Genomic DNA, 14,081 nt, shown 5'->3' with positions numbered 1-14,081 from the left:
CACCAGGATCAACGCGCCCCGGTTATTCAGGGACGTGGCGATGGTCTCGCGGCGGGGCATCTCGGGCAGCAGGCGGGCGATGCTCTCTTCGACGCGGGCGATGAAGGCCGCGTCGGTGCACAGGAGGATGGACTGGGCCAGATCGTCGTGCTCGGCCTGGGCAAAGAGATCCATGGCCACCCAGTCAGGGTTGCCGGAGCCATCGGAGATGATCAGCACCTCGGAGGGGCCGGCCACCATGTCGATGCCGACGGTGCCGAAGACGCGGCGCTTGGCGCTGGCCACGTAGGCGTTGCCGGGGCCGACGATCTTGTCCACCTGGGGAATGGTCGCGGTGCCATAGGCCAGCGCGGCCACTGCCTGGGCGCCGCCGATGGTGAACACCCGGTCAACACCGGTGATGGCCGCAGCAGCCAGCACCAGAGGGTTCTTCTCGCCCCGGGGGGTGGGCACCACCATGATCAGTTCGCCCACGCCGGCCACCTTGGCGGGGATGGCGTTCATCAGCACCGAGCTGGGGTAGGACGCCCGGCCGCCGGGCACGTACAGGCCGACGCGGTCGAGGGGCGTGACCTTCTGGCCCAGGCGGGTACCGGCCATGCCCGGCGCCGGATCCTCGTACTGCCAGGACTCCTGCACCTGGCGGGCGTGGTAGCTGCGCACCCGCTCGGCGGCGGCTTCGAGGGCCTGGCGCTGCTCGGCACGGAGCCCGGTCAGGGCGGCATCGAGTTCGGTACGGGGCAGCTCCAGCGCGGCCATGTCAGCCACGTCCAGGTGGTCGAAGCGGCGGGTGAAATCCACCACGGCCTGGTCGCCATCCCGGCGCACGGCCTGCAGGATGTCGGCCACGGCCTGTTCGATGGCCGCATCGGTGCTGCCGTCGAAGGCCAGCAGGGCGTCGAGGGTGGCGGTGAAGCCCGCATCGGCGGACGACAGGCGACGGATCTGCGCGCTCATGGTTTTACCGCTCCGGCAAAGGCCTCCAGCACCGGCTGGATCAGCTCGCGCTTGAGCTTGAGGGAGGCCTGATTGACGATGAGGCGGGAGCTGATGGGCATGATGTCCTCCACCTCGACCAGATTGTTGGCCTTGAGGGTGCCGCCGGTGGATACCAGATCGACGATGGCATCGGCCAGCCCCACCAGGGGCGCCAGCTCCATGGAGCCATAGAGCTTGATCAGGTCCACGTGCATGCCCTTGGCGGCAAAGTGGGCCTTGGCCGCGGTCACGTACTTGGTGGCCACGCGGATGCGCGCGCCGCGCTTGACCGCGGCGACGTAGTCGAAATCCTTGCGCACGGCCACACACAGGCGACACTTGGCGATGTTCAGGTCGAGGGGTTGGTAGAGCCCGGCGCCGCCGTGCTCGATCAGGGTGTCCTTGCCGGCGATGCCCAGATCGGCCGCACCGTACTGCACGTAGGTGGGCGTGTCGGTGGCGCGCACGATGACCAAGCGCACATCGTCACGGTTGGTGCCGATGATGAGCTTGCGCGAGGTCTCCGGGTTGTCGGTCGGGGTGATCCCGGCGGCGGCAAGCAGCGGCAGGGTCTCTTCGAAAATTCGGCCCTTCGAAAGGGCAAGCGTAATGCCGTTCAAGATGATGATCTGTCTGCTTAAAAAGTGATTTTATCCGATCGCGGCGATGGCCGTCAGTCGTCGTCAGCCGCGGCCTTGCCCGCAAGCGCCACAGGAACGGGCAACTCGAAGCAGGCAAACGCCTCGGCCGGTGTGCGCGCCCGGAGAAGGCGCTCCTGCACCGTGGCCGGCGCAAGTGCCCCTTCGGGGAGCGCCGCGGCAAAAGCAGCGGCGAGCACCGGATCGTCGTGGAACTTGCGGAACATCCCGGCAAGTTGATGGTGATCGCAGGGGCCGAGTTCCATCCGGAAATCGACACGCCCCGACCGGACGAGGGCGGCGTCCAGGGTCTCCGGGTGGTTGGTGGTCATGAAGACCACCGAACCCTCATGGGCAGCCACGCCGTCGAGGGCATTGAGAAAGCCGGAGAAGGACAGCCGCACCTGCTGGCTTTGCTGCTCGCGCTGGCGGAAGAACGCATCCACATCCTCAATCAGGATGATGGAACGCGGCGGCACGCTGGCCAGCAGGCTGCCGATCTTGTCATCCGTGATACCCGAGGCCGCCAGTGACAGGCTGCATACGTTCAGGCGCATCTCCGACGCCAGCGCGGTGACCAGCGAGGTCTTGCCGGTGCCCGGCGCGCCGTAGAGCAGGTAACCACGCCGCCAGGGAATGCCCAGATCGTCGTAGCGCGCCTTGTCGCCGAAAAACTGCTTCAGGTCGGACAGAATCCGCTCCGTCTGCCCGGCCTTCAGGACAAGGGAGGCAAGGCGGCGGTTGTTGCCCAGCCGTGCCCGCGACCAGTCGCCATGGGTGTAGGGGTTGGGGATGTAGATGGCGATCTTGTCGAGTTCGCGGGCAACGCGCGCTTCAATGGCAGCATGGATGAAGGCTTCGAGCACCGCCTTGTCGCGACCGAAGGTGGACAGGGTGATTTTTTCGAAGATCGTCTGGCCGATGCTGACCTCGCGCTTCATCCACATCAGCCGGCCATCCAGCCAGAAGATGTGGAAGCCTTCGGCCGGCGACAGGAAGGCGCGCGGGCGCACCCCCTGGCGCAAGTCGTCGGAGAAGCTCTGGTAGGCGTCGGAGTCCTTTACCGCGCGGACGGTGAACTGGTTGATCCGGCGCAGCACGTCGCGGGCGTGCATGTATTCGACGACGGTGGGGAAGAGGATCTCGTCCCGGTTGTCGACGGTGACCATGGATACGATGTAGCGGCTGAGGAAGGCCGCCGTGGCCGGCAGCACATCCTTCAGCCAGTAGGCCACCGCCCCCAGCAAGGCCAGGGCGAGCCCCCCGGAGAACACCGGATTGCCGCCCGCCAGTGAAACGATCCACGCTTCCATGGCGGGCCTGTCGTTCAGCTCAGGCGCCGGACCTTGGCACCCAGCGCCGCCAGCTTGGACTCGAGCTTTTCGTAGCCTCGATCCAGGTGATAGATGCGCTCGATGGTGGTCTCACCCTCCGCCACCAGGCCGGCGATGATGAGGCTTGCCGAAGCCCGCAGGTCAGTGGCCATGACGGTCGCCCCCTGCAGGCGGGCAACCCCCTTCACGAAGGCCGTGTTGCCGTCGATCTTGATGTCGGCACCGAGGCGCTGCAGTTCCACCGCGTGCATGAAGCGGTTCTCGAAGATGGTCTCGCGGATCACCGCCGTGCCTTCGGCCACCGCATTGATGGCCATGAACTGGGCCTGCATGTCGGTGGGGAAGGCAGGGTACGGGGCCGTCCGCAGGCTGACGGCATTGAGGCGCGCAGGCGCCTTGAGACGCACCGCATCGCGCTCGGCAACGATCTCGCAGCCGGCGTCCATCAGCTTGTCGATGACCGCATCCAGGTAGCTGGCCGAGGTGCCGGTCAGACGCACGTCGCCCCCCGTGACCGCCGCGGCGCACAGGTAGGTTCCCGTTTCGATGCGGTCGGGCATCACCCGATGGGTGGCGCTGTGCAGGGCGGCAACCCCCTGGATGCGGATCACGTCCCCACCCGCACCCGAAATGCGGGCACCCATGGCCACCAGGCAGTTGGCCAGGTCCACCACCTCGGGCTCGCGGGCCGCGTTCTCGATCACCGTCTCGCCGTCGGCCAGACAGGCGGCCATCATCAGGTTCTCGGTGCCGGTCACCGTCACCATGTCGGTGAAGATGCGGGCACCCTTGAGCTTGGGCACCTTGGCGTGAACATAGCCGTGCTCCACCTTCACGTCGGCGCCCATGGCCTGCAGCCCCTTGATGTGCTGGTCCACGGGCCGCGCCCCGATGGCGCAGCCACCGGGCAGACTTACCCGCGCCTCACCGAAGCGTGCCACCAGGGGGCCCAGAACCAGGATGGAGGCCCGCATGGTCTTGACCATCTCGTAGGACGCCACCGGGTTGTCCACGCCGGATGCGTCGAGGGTCACGACGTCGGCCTCACGGCTGACCTTGACACCCATCTGTTCCAACAGGCGCAGCAGGGTGGCAATGTCGTTCAGACGCGGCACATTGGTGAAGGTCACCGGTTCGGTGGTCAGCAGCGCCGCGCAGAGGATGGGCAGGGCAGCGTTCTTCGCACCGGAGATGGCGATCTCGCCGGACAGGCGAGCACCGCCTTCAATCAACAGTTTGTCCATGCATCAAAGGGCGTTCAGCCCAGTTCCTTCAGAAGTTCGGCCCATTGGGAGGGCGTATAGGTGTTCAGCTGGAGAGCGTGGATCTCGTTGCCCATCAGCTTGCCCAGGGTGGCGTAAACAGCCTGATGTTGACGCACCCGCGGCTTGCCCTCGAAGGTGGGGCTGACGACGATTCCGGTGAAGTGGGTACCGTCATCACCTTCGATCTTCAGGAATTCGCATTCAAGACCCGACGCAATCAGACGCTCGATTTCACTTGCTTCAAACATGATTCAATCCTCAGGCCCGCAGTTTGTAGCCCCTGGCAAGCATTTGCAGGGTAATGACCGCGAGCACGACAAAACAGACCGACACTACTCCGATGCTCACCCAGGGCGAGACGTCGGAGACCCCGAAAAATCCGTAACGGAACCCGTCAATCATGAAGAAAAACGGGTTGAAATGCGACACCCCCTGCCAGAAAGCCGGTAGCGAGTGGATCGAATAGAAGACGCCCGAGAGCATGGTCAGGGGCATGATCAGGAAATTCTGGAAGGCCGCCAACTGGTCGAATTTGTCGGCCCAGATACCGGCAATCACCCCCAGGCTGCCGAGAAACGCGCCGCCGATGAGCGTGAAGGCCACGACCCAGCCCGGCTCGGCCAGGCTCAGGGCGGCAAAGGGAAGGGACACCAGCAGCACCCCCACCCCGCAGGCGACGCCCCGCAGCACCGAGGCGATCACATAGGCGGCGTAGAACTCACGGTAGGAGATGGGCGGCAGCAGCACAAACACGATGTTGCCGGTGATCTTGCTCTGGATCAGCGACGACGAGCTGTTGGCGAAAGCGTTCTGCAGCACCGTCATCATGACCAGCCCGGGCACCAGGAAGGCGGTATAGCTGACACCCGGGTAAGGTTGCACGTGCCCCTCCAGCACGTGACCGAAGATCAACAGGTAGAGCACCGCGGTGAGCACCGGCGACAGCACGGTCTGGAAGCCCACCTTCCAGAAGCGCAGGCATTCCTTGTACAGCAGGGTCTTGAAACCTTCCATGGACGCCTCAGTTCTGATTCATGATGCCGACGAAGACTTGCTCCATGTCGGGCTTTCCGAGGGCCATGTCGGTGATCTCGCCCCCCGCGGCACGCAGGCCAGCGAGCAGGTGCCCGACATCGTCGTAGTGGTCGAAACCCAGAAGCAGCTCGGTGCCCTCCTGGCTCAGGATACGAGCGGAAAACGGTGGCGGCAGCGTGACCGGGGCCGCAAGCCGCAGTTTCAGGGTATGGGTGGCAAAGCGTTGCAGCAGGTTCGTAGTGGTATCAAGCGCCACCACCCGGCCGGCCTTGAGCATGGCGATGCGCCCGCACAGGGACTCGGCCTCCTCAAGGTAGTGGGTGGTCAGCACGATGGTATGGCCGTCCTGATTGAGCTTGCGGATGAACTGCCACAGGCCGTGACGCAGCTCCACGTCCACCCCGGCGGTGGGCTCGTCGAGGACGATGACCGGTGGGCGATGCACCAGCGCCTGGGCCACCAGCGCCCGGCGTTTCATGCCCCCGGACAGCATGCGCATGTTGGCGCCGGCCTTGCCGGTGAGGTCCAGGTTGTGGAGGATTTCGTCGATCCAGTCGTCGTTGTTGCGGATGCCGAAGTAGCCCGACTGGATGCGCAGCATTTCGCGCACCGAGAAGAAGGGGTCGAAGACGAGCTCCTGGGGCACCACCCCCAGGGCCATGCGCGCCCCGCGGTAATCGCGCACCACGTCGCGCCCCATCACCTCCAGGGTGCCGGAGTCGGGCCGGGCCAGACCTGCGAGGCACGAGATGAGGGTGGTCTTGCCCGCACCGTTGGGGCCCAGGAGACCGAAGAACTCACCCTGGCCGATTTCCAGATCGACGCCGGCCAGGGCCTGCAGGGAACGGAAACGCTTGGTGACGCCGGCAATGCGGATCGCTGGATTCATGGACGGGGCCGCTGGCTCAGTGGGCCAGCGGAAGAAGGGTGTCGACGTCGTAGAGGGACGCGAGACTGACCAGTGCCGGCGGTGCTTGGTCGATGGTAAGCCGACGGCCGGCATTGCGGGCGGCACGCACCCAGCTCAGCAGCAGGGCCAGGGCGGCGGAGTCCACCTGGGTGACCCCGGAAAGGTCCACCACGAGGTCGGCAGCGATCACATGTTCGCGGCCCGCGGTCGCCAGATCACCGGCGGTGGCCACCGTAACTGGCCCGGAGAGGCTGAGGCGCTGGCCGTCGGTGCGGATCATTTCTTGGCCGACACGGTGGGGTCGAGCTGCTTGTTCTTGTCCTTGAGGGACTTGATCAGGCCGTCGATGCCACCTGTGCGCACCTCCTGGCCGAAACTATCGCGGTAATTGGTGACGAGACTGACACCCGCCACCAGGACATCGTAGACCTTCCAGCCATCGGCAAGCTTCTCGAGGTTGTAATCAATCTGCACCGGCTTGGCACCCGGCTGGCGCACTTCGGTACGCACCACCACGTCGGTGTCCTCGGGCTTGGCCTTGAGGGGCTTGAAGTCGATCTGCTGATTGCGGTACTGGGTCAGGGCGTTGGAATAGGTGCGCACCAGCAGGGTCTTGAACTCCTGGGTCAGCACGGTCTTCTGCTCGGGGCTGGCCTGCTTCCAGTCCTTGCCGACGGCAAGACGGGTCATGTGGGCGAAGTCAAAATAGGGCAGCACCCGGGTCTCGACCAGCTCGACGGCCTTACGGGTATCGCCGGACTGGATGGCCTTGTCCTGGCGCACGATGGTGATCACGTCGTCGGTGACGCTCTTCACCAGGGCATCCGGCGCGGTGGCGTCGGCCGCGAGGGCATTGAACTGGACGCCTACGCTGAGGGCCAGCGCGGCAAGCAGGGAAGCAATCTTGTTCATCTGTCGTTCTCTCTGTTGTCGTGGAACACGGCGGGGCTCACTCGTCGTCCGGATCCTTCACCCGGGGCGGCTGGCCGTCATAGACCTGATTGAGGCGGTACTGCAGATAGAAGCTGCGCATGTAACCGTATTTGTCCAGCGCCGCCTGCTCGGCCGTGGTATCGGCACCCAGCAAGGACGCCCGACGGTGGGTGAAACGCAGGCCGGTCAGGGAATTGCGCACGGCCACCTCCTTGAACTGCCACACCAGATCCGCCTCCAGGTCGCCGATCAGGCCCACGCTGTCGCGCAGCGTGCTCGGCCCCAGGAAGGGCAGGACGATGTAGGGCCCTTCACTGACGCCCCAGCTGCCAAGGGTCTGGCCCAGGTCTTCGTCGTGCTTCTCAAGGCCCAGCTCGGTGGCGATGTCGAAGAGACCGAACATGCCGACGGTGCTGTTCACCAGCACCCGGCCTCCATCCGACAGGCCGTCCACGAACTTGCCCTGGAGCAGGTTGTTCACCCCGATCCAGACGTCACCGATGTTGCCGAAGAAGTTGCCGACCCCCACCTTGAGGGGCAGGGGAGCATAGTCATAGACCTGCGCCACCGGGCGCATGACGTATTTGTCAGCGGTCTCGTTGAAGGCGAAGGTGGCGCGGTTGAGGGGCTCCAGGGGGTCGCGCGGATGCCCGCCCGCACCGGCACAGGCCGTCAAGGCAAGCGCAAGGCCCAGCGGGGTAAAACGTACCGCCAGGCTTCTCGTTGCGGGCATATTGCTGTTCTTCATCGTGGGGTACTCCCTGTGGGTGCCGCCGCTCACTTTGCCGGCGCCGGTTCGCCCTCGGCCGCCTTGCTGAACATGAACTGACTGATCAGCTTCTCGAGCACAACGGCGGACTGGGTCTTCTTGATGACATCGCCAGGCGCCAACAGCTTCTCTTCGCCCCCCGGGTCCAGGCCCAGGTACTGCTCGCCGAGCAAGCCCGAGGTCAGAATGTTGGCGAAAGTATCGGTGGGAAACTTGTAACGACCATCCACGGTGAAGACCACCTCTGCCTGGAAGCGTTCATTGTCGTAGCGGATCTCGGACACCCGCCCCACCAGCACGCCCGCCACCTTGACCGGAGCACGCACCTTGAGACCGCCGATGTTGTCGAAGCGGGCGCTGAGCGTGTACGGCGACTGGATGTCGGAGCCCGAGATGCTGCCGACCTTGAGCGCCAGGAAGAACAGCGCGGCGATCCCCATCGCCACGAAAACCCCGACCCACAGATCCATCGTGGTGCGACTCATCATTAACCTCGGAACATGAAAGACGTCATTACAAAATCCAGCGCCAGGATGGCCAGGGCCGAGCTCACCACGGTGCGGGTGATGGCCCGGGACACGCCCTCGGCGGTGGGTACGCAGTCGTAGCCTTCGAAGACCGCAATCAGGGCCACCGCCACGCCGAACACAGCGCTCTTGATCACGCCGTTCAGGACGTCATACCGGAAATCGACCGCATCCTGCATCTGCGCCCAGAAGGCACCATCATCGACCCCGATGACCACCACGCCGATCAACCAGCCGCCGAACACCCCCATGGCCGAGAACAGCGCCGCCAGCAGGGGCATGGAGATGACCCCGCCCCAGAAACGCGGCGCCACCACCCGGGCGATGGGGCTCACCGCCATCATGTCCATGGCCTTGAGCTGTTCAGTGACCTTCATCAGGCCGATCTCCGCCGTGACGGCAGACCCCGCCCGGCTGGCAAACAGCAGCCCCGCCACCACCGGCCCGAGCTCCCGCACCAGGGACAGGGCGACCAGGGTTCCCAGGGAGTCGCTGGCCCCATAGCGCTGCAGGGTTTCGTATCCCTGCAGGCCCAGCACCAGCCCGACGAAGAGACCCGACACGAGAATGATCAGGAGGGACATCACCCCGCTGAAATACAGCTCGCGCAGGGTCAGATGAATACGGGTGAAGGACTGCCCGGAATAGACAAGGATCAGCCAGAAGAAACGGGCGATGAAGCCCAGTTGCCAGATGCCGTTGATCGCCATCGAACCCATCTTGCGGAACACGTCGGCCATCAGCCCGCCCCTCCGACCAGGGCCGTGGCGTAGTCGCCGGCCGGGTAATGGAAGGGCACCGGGCCATCGGCCTGGGCATGGACGAACTGGGAGACGAAGGGGTCGGCAGAGTTGCGGATCTCGTCCGGCGTGCCTTCGGCCACCACCCGGCCTTCCGAGATGAAATAGATGTAGTCCACGATCTGCAGGGACTCCTGGATATCGTGGGTGACGATGACGGAGCTGGCGCCAAGGGCATCGTTGAGACGCCGGATGAGCTGACCGATCACCCCGAGGGAGATGGGATCAAGACCGGTGAAGGGCTCGTCGTACATCAGCAGCATGGGGTCGAGGGCGATGGTGCGGGCCAGGGCCACGCGCCGCGCCATGCCGCCCGACAGCTCCCCGGGCATCAGCTTGGCGGCCCCGCGCAAGCCCACCGCGTGGAGCTTCATCATCACCAGATCATTGATCAGCTCGGCGGGAAGATCGGTGTGCTCCCGCAGGGGGAAGGCCACGTTGTCGAACACCGACATGTCGGTAAACAACGCACCGAACTGGAACAGCATGCCCATGCGCCGGCGCAGGGCATACAGCGCGTCGCGCCCCAGCTTCGCCACATCCTGCCCATCCACCGTCACGCGGCCGCCCACGGCGCGCTCCTGCCCGCCAATCAGGCGCAGCAGGGTCGTCTTGCCGCAGCCACTGCCACCCATGATGGCAACCACTTTTCCGCGGGGAATCGACAGGGAAATGCCGCGCAGGATCGCACGTTCGCCATAGGCGAAACGCACGTTCTCGAGACGGACAAGGGGCTCGGACATGGAGAATTGTTGCAACGCGGGACGCGGATTGTAGCAGAGGGAGAATGGCGTGACATGCGGCCACCCCGTTCATGAAAACGAAATATCTCGTCACATCAACATCTTGAGCACGTTTCAGCGGGCTTTGCGGGAGGCGTTTATAATGCGCGGTTTCGTTCCATCCGCGACCTCTCCCGCCCATGCAGGACAAATACCTCCCCGCCGATATCGAGCGCGCCGCCCAGCAGCACTGGGACAGTACCGAAGCCTTCCGCGTCCATGCCGATGCGAGCAGGCCCAAGTACTACTGCCTGTCCATGTTCCCCTACCCCTCGGGAAAGCTGCACATGGGGCACGTGCGCAACTACACCATCGGCGACGTGTTGTCCCGCTTCCACAAGATGAAGGGCTTCAACGTCCTGCAGCCCATGGGCTGGGACGCCTTCGGCCTGCCCGCCGAGAACGCCGCGATCAAGAACCGGGTGCCACCCGCCAAGTGGACCTACGACAACATCGACTACATGAAGCAGCAGCTCAAGTCGCTGGGCTTTGCCATCGACTGGCGCCGCGAGCTGGCCACCTGCACCCCCGAATACTACAAGTGGAACCAGTGGATCTTCCTGCGCATGCTCGAGAAGGGCATCGCCGAGCGCAAGACCCAGGTGGTCAACTGGGATCCGGTGGACCAGACCGTGCTGGCCAACGAGCAGGTCATCGACGGCCGCGGCTGGCGCACCGGCGCACTGGTGGAGAAGCGCGAGATCCCCGGCTACTACCTCAAGATCACCGACTACGCCGACGAGCTGCTGGGCGATCTGGACGAGCTCACCGGCTGGCCCGAGCGCGTCAAGCTGATGCAGGCCAACTGGATCGGCAAGAGCACCGGCGTGCGCTTTGCCTTCCAGCACGATATCGCCGGTGATGACGGCCAGCCCATCAACGACGGCAAGCTGTGGGTGTTCACCACCCGCGCCGACACCATCATGGGCGTCACCTTCTGCGCCGTGGCCGCCGAGCACCCCCTGGCCCTGCACGCCGCCAAAGGCAACGCCGAGCTCGCCGCGTTCATCGAGAAGTGCAAGCACGGCTCGGTGATGGAAGCCGACATGGCCACAATGGAAAAGGAAGGCCTGCCCACCGGCCTGTTCGTCACCCACCCCCTCACCGGCAAACAGGTCGAGGTGTGGGTCGGCAACTACGTGCTGATGAGCTACGGTGATGGCGCCGTGATGGGCGTACCGGCCCACGACGAGCGCGACTTCGCCTTCGCCAAGAAGTACGACCTGCCCATCGAACAGGTTGTCGCCGTGGGCGACAAGGCCTACAGCCTGGACGCCTGGCAGGAGTGGTACGGCAGCAAGGACGGCGTCTGCGTCAATTCCGGCAAATACGACGGCCTCGGCTATGACGCCGCCGTGGACGCCATCGCCACCGACCTGGCGGCCCAGGGCATTGGCGAAAAGAAGGTGCAATGGCGCCTGCGTGACTGGGGTATTTCGCGCCAGCGCTACTGGGGCTGCCCCATCCCCATCATCCACTGTGATAGCTGCGGCTCGGTGCCGGTGCCCGACGACCAGCTGCCGGTAGTGCTGCCCGAAGACTGCGTGCCGGACGGCTCCGGCAACCCCCTGCACAAGCGCGAGGACTTCCTCAACGTGGCCTGCCCCTGCTGCGGCAAGCCGGCGCGGCGTGAGACCGACACCATGGACACCTTCGTGGATTCGTCCTGGTACTACGCCCGCTACGCCACCACCTTCGGCAAGGACAAGATGGTGGACGACGAGACCGGCTACTGGATGACCGTCGACCAGTACATCGGCGGCATCGAGCACGCCATCCTGCACCTGCTGTACTCCCGCTTCTGGACCAAGGTGATGCGCGACCTAGGCCTCGTCAGCTACCGGGAGCCCTTCGCCCACCTGCTCACCCAGGGCATGGTGCTGAACAACGCCTTCTTCCACAAACCCGAAGGCGGCGGCAAGAACTACTACTGGGAAAGCGAGATCGACATCCAGAAGGACGCCAAGGGCCAGATCACCGGCGCCAGGCTGAAGCAGGACGGCACGGTGCTGGAGCACGAGCTCACCACCATGTCCAAGTCCAAGAACAACGGCGTGGACCCGCAGTCCCTGATCGAACAATACGGCGCCGACACCGCCCGCTTCTTCATGATGTTCGCCGCGCCACCCGAGCAGACCCTCGAATGGTCCGACGCGGGCGTCGAGGGTGCCTACCGCTTCCTGCGCCGGGTGTGGAGCTTCGGCCACCTGTTCGCCAGCGAGATCCGCGGTCAGATCGGTGCCCAGCGCCAGCTCACCGGCGCCAAGCTGCCGGAAGATCTGGCCGCCTTCCGCCGCGAGATCCACCTGCTCCTCAAGCAGGCCAACTACGACCTGGGCAAGCAGCAGTTCAACACCGTGGCCTCGGCCACCATGAAGATGCTCAACGCCCTCGAAAAGGCGCCCCGCCAGGGCGCCCTGGCGGCCGAGGTGATCGAGGAGTGCTTCGGCATCCTGCTGCGCGTGCTGTCGCCCCTCACCCCGCACATCAGCCATGCCCTGTGGTCCGGGCTGGGCTACGGCGAGGACATCCTCAAGGCCGCCTGGCCCGAGCCCCTCGACGCCGCCCTGGCCCAGGACGAGATCGAGCTGATGCTGCAAGTCAACGGCAAGCTCCGCGGCGCCCTGCGGGTCCCCGCCGAAGCGGCCAAGGACGCCATCGAGGCCGCTGCCCTGGCCCACGAGGCGACCATCAAGTTCCTCGAAGGCCGGCCCGCCAAGAAGGTGGTGGTCGTTCCCGGCCGTCTCGTCAATATCGTCGGCTGACCCCCGGAGGTTTTCCATGCGCCACCTCGTTCTTGTCCCCTGCGTCGTCCTGCTGGCCGCCTGCGCCAACACACCGGGCGACCGCGGATTCTATGAAGGGCTCCGCCAGGAGAACCTCCGCCGCCAATACGAACCGGGCCGCGACATCAGCCGCGACCCGGTCCCCCCCAGCTATGAGGCCTACGAGAAGGAACGCCAGCGCCTCAAGGAGGGTCAGCCTCAATGACTCAAGCGCCCCGGGCCGGCCGCCGTCGCGCCCTGACCACCCTCGCCGCCCTGCCTCTATTGGCAGCTGGTTGCGGCTTCCAGTTGCGCGGCCAACGGCCGCTGCCCTTTGACACCCTCTACCTGGGCATGTCGGAGTACTCCGATCTGGCAGCAGCCATCCGGCGCCAGATCCGCGCCAGCACCAGCACCCAGGTGGTCAGCAACAAGGACGAGGCGCAGGTCCGGCTGGAAGTCCTGGCGGATGCCAAGGAAAAAGTCATCCTGGCCCTCAACACCCAGGGCCGGGTCCGTGAATACCAGCTGCGCCTGCGCTACGCCTTCCGCCTGGTGGACAAGAACGGCCAGGAGGTCCTGGCCCCCAACGAGATCCTGCTGCGTCGTGACCTGGCCTTCGACGACTCCCAGGTGCTCGCCAAGGAGCAGGAGGAGATCCTGCTCTACCGCGACATGCAGGGCGATCTCGTGCAGCAGCTGATGCGCCGGCTGGCTGCGGCCAAGATGCCGGACGCCGCACCGAAGCCGTGATCCTCCGCCCCGAGCAGCTCGCCGCCCAGCTCGACAAGGCCCTCGCCCCCCTCTACATCCTGCACGGCAACGAGCCACTGCTGGTCCTCGAAGCGGGCGACGCCATCCGCGCGGCCGCCCGCCGCCAGGGCTATGCCGAGCGCGAGGTGCTGGTCGCCGGACAGGGCTTCCGTTGGGACAGCCTCCAGTCGGCCGCCGGCAACATGTCACTGTTCGGCGCCAGCAAGCTCGTCGATCTGCGCATCCCCAACGGCAAGCCCGGCCGGGATGGCGGCGAAGCCCTGCAACGCTATGCCCGCCACCTGGATGACGGCGTCGTCACCCTGATCACCCTTCCCGAGCTCGACTGGGCCACCCGCAAGGCCGCCTGGTTCGCCGCCCTGGTCGAAGCTGGCGTGGCTGTCGAACTCAACGCCCCGGAGCGGGACCGCCTGCCCGAGTGGATCGCCCGACGCCTCGCCAACCAGCAGCAGAAGGCGGAGGAGTTCGGCGAGCGGTGTGGCGAGATAGCCGTCGTCGTCGAGCGCGTCGATCAGGAAGCGCACGAGACTGCGGTCGCGTTCGCTGAGTTGCATGACGCCCATCTGCCAGG

General features: G+C 65.4%; 16 protein-coding genes and 2 pseudogenes. 4 read left to right on the top strand and 14 right to left on the bottom strand.

The window, feature by feature from the left end; translation table 11 throughout:
• The 13 genes from hisD to J0L98_RS18805 form a co-directional block, all read right to left on the bottom strand.
• Positions 1-957, bottom strand: a 957-nt coding sequence (gene hisD / locus J0L98_RS18865) for a histidinol dehydrogenase (protein ID WP_296413464.1), incomplete at its 3' end; no start/stop codon positions are given.
• Positions 954-1,598, bottom strand: a complete 645-nt coding sequence (hisG, locus tag J0L98_RS18860; protein WP_296413463.1) for an ATP phosphoribosyltransferase — start codon at positions 1,596-1,598, stop codon at positions 954-956. The genes hisG and hisD, both read right to left, overlap by 4 nt.
• A gap of 53 nt (positions 1,599-1,651) precedes the next feature.
• Positions 1,652-2,929, bottom strand: a complete 1,278-nt coding sequence (locus J0L98_RS18855) for an ATP-binding protein (RefSeq protein ID WP_296413462.1) — start codon at positions 2,927-2,929, stop codon at positions 1,652-1,654.
• A 14-nt stretch (positions 2,930-2,943) separates the two neighbouring features.
• Positions 2,944-4,194: a UDP-N-acetylglucosamine 1-carboxyvinyltransferase gene (gene murA / locus J0L98_RS18850; protein WP_296413461.1), complete on the bottom strand. Its 1,251-nt coding sequence runs from the start codon at positions 4,192-4,194 to the stop codon at positions 2,944-2,946.
• Between the two features lie 14 nt (positions 4,195-4,208).
• Positions 4,209-4,463, bottom strand: coding sequence for a BolA/IbaG family iron-sulfur metabolism protein (locus J0L98_RS18845; protein WP_296413460.1), 255 nt, complete (start codon positions 4,461-4,463; stop codon positions 4,209-4,211).
• 10 nt (positions 4,464-4,473) lie between these two features.
• Complete coding sequence (locus tag J0L98_RS18840; RefSeq protein ID WP_296413459.1) at positions 4,474-5,229, bottom strand: ABC transporter permease; 756 nt, start codon at positions 5,227-5,229, stop codon at positions 4,474-4,476.
• A gap of 7 nt (positions 5,230-5,236) precedes the next feature.
• Complete coding sequence (locus tag J0L98_RS18835) at positions 5,237-6,139, bottom strand: ABC transporter ATP-binding protein (protein WP_296413458.1); 903 nt, start codon at positions 6,137-6,139, stop codon at positions 5,237-5,239.
• Positions 6,140-6,155: 16 nt separating this feature from the next.
• A complete protein-coding gene (locus J0L98_RS18830) occupies positions 6,156-6,440 on the bottom strand; it encodes an STAS domain-containing protein (RefSeq protein ID WP_296413457.1) in 285 nt (94 codons plus the stop codon).
• Positions 6,437-7,072, bottom strand: coding sequence for an ABC transporter substrate-binding protein (locus J0L98_RS18825; protein WP_296413456.1), 636 nt, complete (start codon positions 7,070-7,072; stop codon positions 6,437-6,439). Before J0L98_RS18825 ends, J0L98_RS18830 begins: the two co-directional genes overlap by 4 nt.
• A gap of 37 nt (positions 7,073-7,109) precedes the next feature.
• Positions 7,110-7,841, bottom strand: coding sequence for a VacJ family lipoprotein (locus J0L98_RS18820; protein ID WP_296413455.1), 732 nt, complete (start codon positions 7,839-7,841; stop codon positions 7,110-7,112).
• A 29-nt stretch (positions 7,842-7,870) separates the two neighbouring features.
• On the bottom strand, positions 7,871-8,347 hold the full coding sequence (gene mlaD, locus J0L98_RS18815) for an outer membrane lipid asymmetry maintenance protein MlaD (RefSeq protein ID WP_296413465.1): 477 nt from the start codon (positions 8,345-8,347) through the stop codon (positions 7,871-7,873).
• Positions 8,348-8,349: 2 nt separating this feature from the next.
• Positions 8,350-9,129 carry a lipid asymmetry maintenance ABC transporter permease subunit MlaE gene (gene mlaE / locus J0L98_RS18810; RefSeq protein ID WP_296413454.1) on the bottom strand — a complete coding sequence of 260 codons (780 nt, stop codon included), beginning with the start codon at positions 9,127-9,129 and terminating at the stop codon, positions 8,350-8,352.
• Positions 9,129-9,932 (bottom strand): ABC transporter ATP-binding protein, encoded by an 804-nt coding sequence (locus J0L98_RS18805; RefSeq protein WP_296413453.1) that lies wholly within the window; start codon positions 9,930-9,932, stop codon positions 9,129-9,131. Before J0L98_RS18805 ends, mlaE begins: the two co-directional genes overlap by 1 nt.
• Positions 9,933-10,111: 179 nt before the next feature.
• Between J0L98_RS18805 and leuS the strand changes: the two genes are divergently transcribed.
• The 4 genes and pseudogenes from leuS to holA all read left to right on the top strand — a co-directional run.
• Positions 10,112-12,736 (top strand): leucine--tRNA ligase, encoded by a 2,625-nt coding sequence (gene leuS, locus J0L98_RS18800; protein WP_296413452.1) that lies wholly within the window; start codon positions 10,112-10,114, stop codon positions 12,734-12,736.
• A 16-nt stretch (positions 12,737-12,752) separates the two neighbouring features.
• On the top strand, positions 12,753-12,962 hold the full coding sequence (locus tag J0L98_RS18795; RefSeq protein WP_296413451.1) for a hypothetical protein: 210 nt from the start codon (positions 12,753-12,755) through the stop codon (positions 12,960-12,962).
• Positions 12,959-13,489 (top strand): LPS assembly lipoprotein LptE, encoded by a 531-nt coding sequence (gene lptE / locus J0L98_RS18790; protein WP_296413450.1) that lies wholly within the window; start codon positions 12,959-12,961, stop codon positions 13,487-13,489. Before J0L98_RS18795 ends, lptE begins: the two co-directional genes overlap by 4 nt.
• Positions 13,486-13,968: pseudogene (gene holA, locus J0L98_RS18785) on the top strand (DNA polymerase III subunit delta); the annotation flags it as partial. The gene lptE and the pseudogene holA, both read left to right, overlap by 4 nt.
• A gap of 48 nt (positions 13,969-14,016) precedes the next feature.
• Here the strand turns inward: holA and J0L98_RS18780 are convergent.
• Positions 14,017-14,064, bottom strand: a pseudogene (locus J0L98_RS18780) (hypothetical protein); the annotation flags it as partial.
• Positions 14,065-14,081 lie beyond the last annotated feature (17 nt).

Origin of the sequence: Zoogloea sp. (assembly GCF_017302315.1) — a bacterium.
In the GTDB taxonomy this organism is placed as follows: Bacteria; Pseudomonadota; Gammaproteobacteria; order Burkholderiales; family Rhodocyclaceae; genus Zoogloea.
The sequence above is the reverse complement of the archived record's forward strand: the minus strand, read 5'-3'. Positions and strand labels throughout refer to the sequence as shown.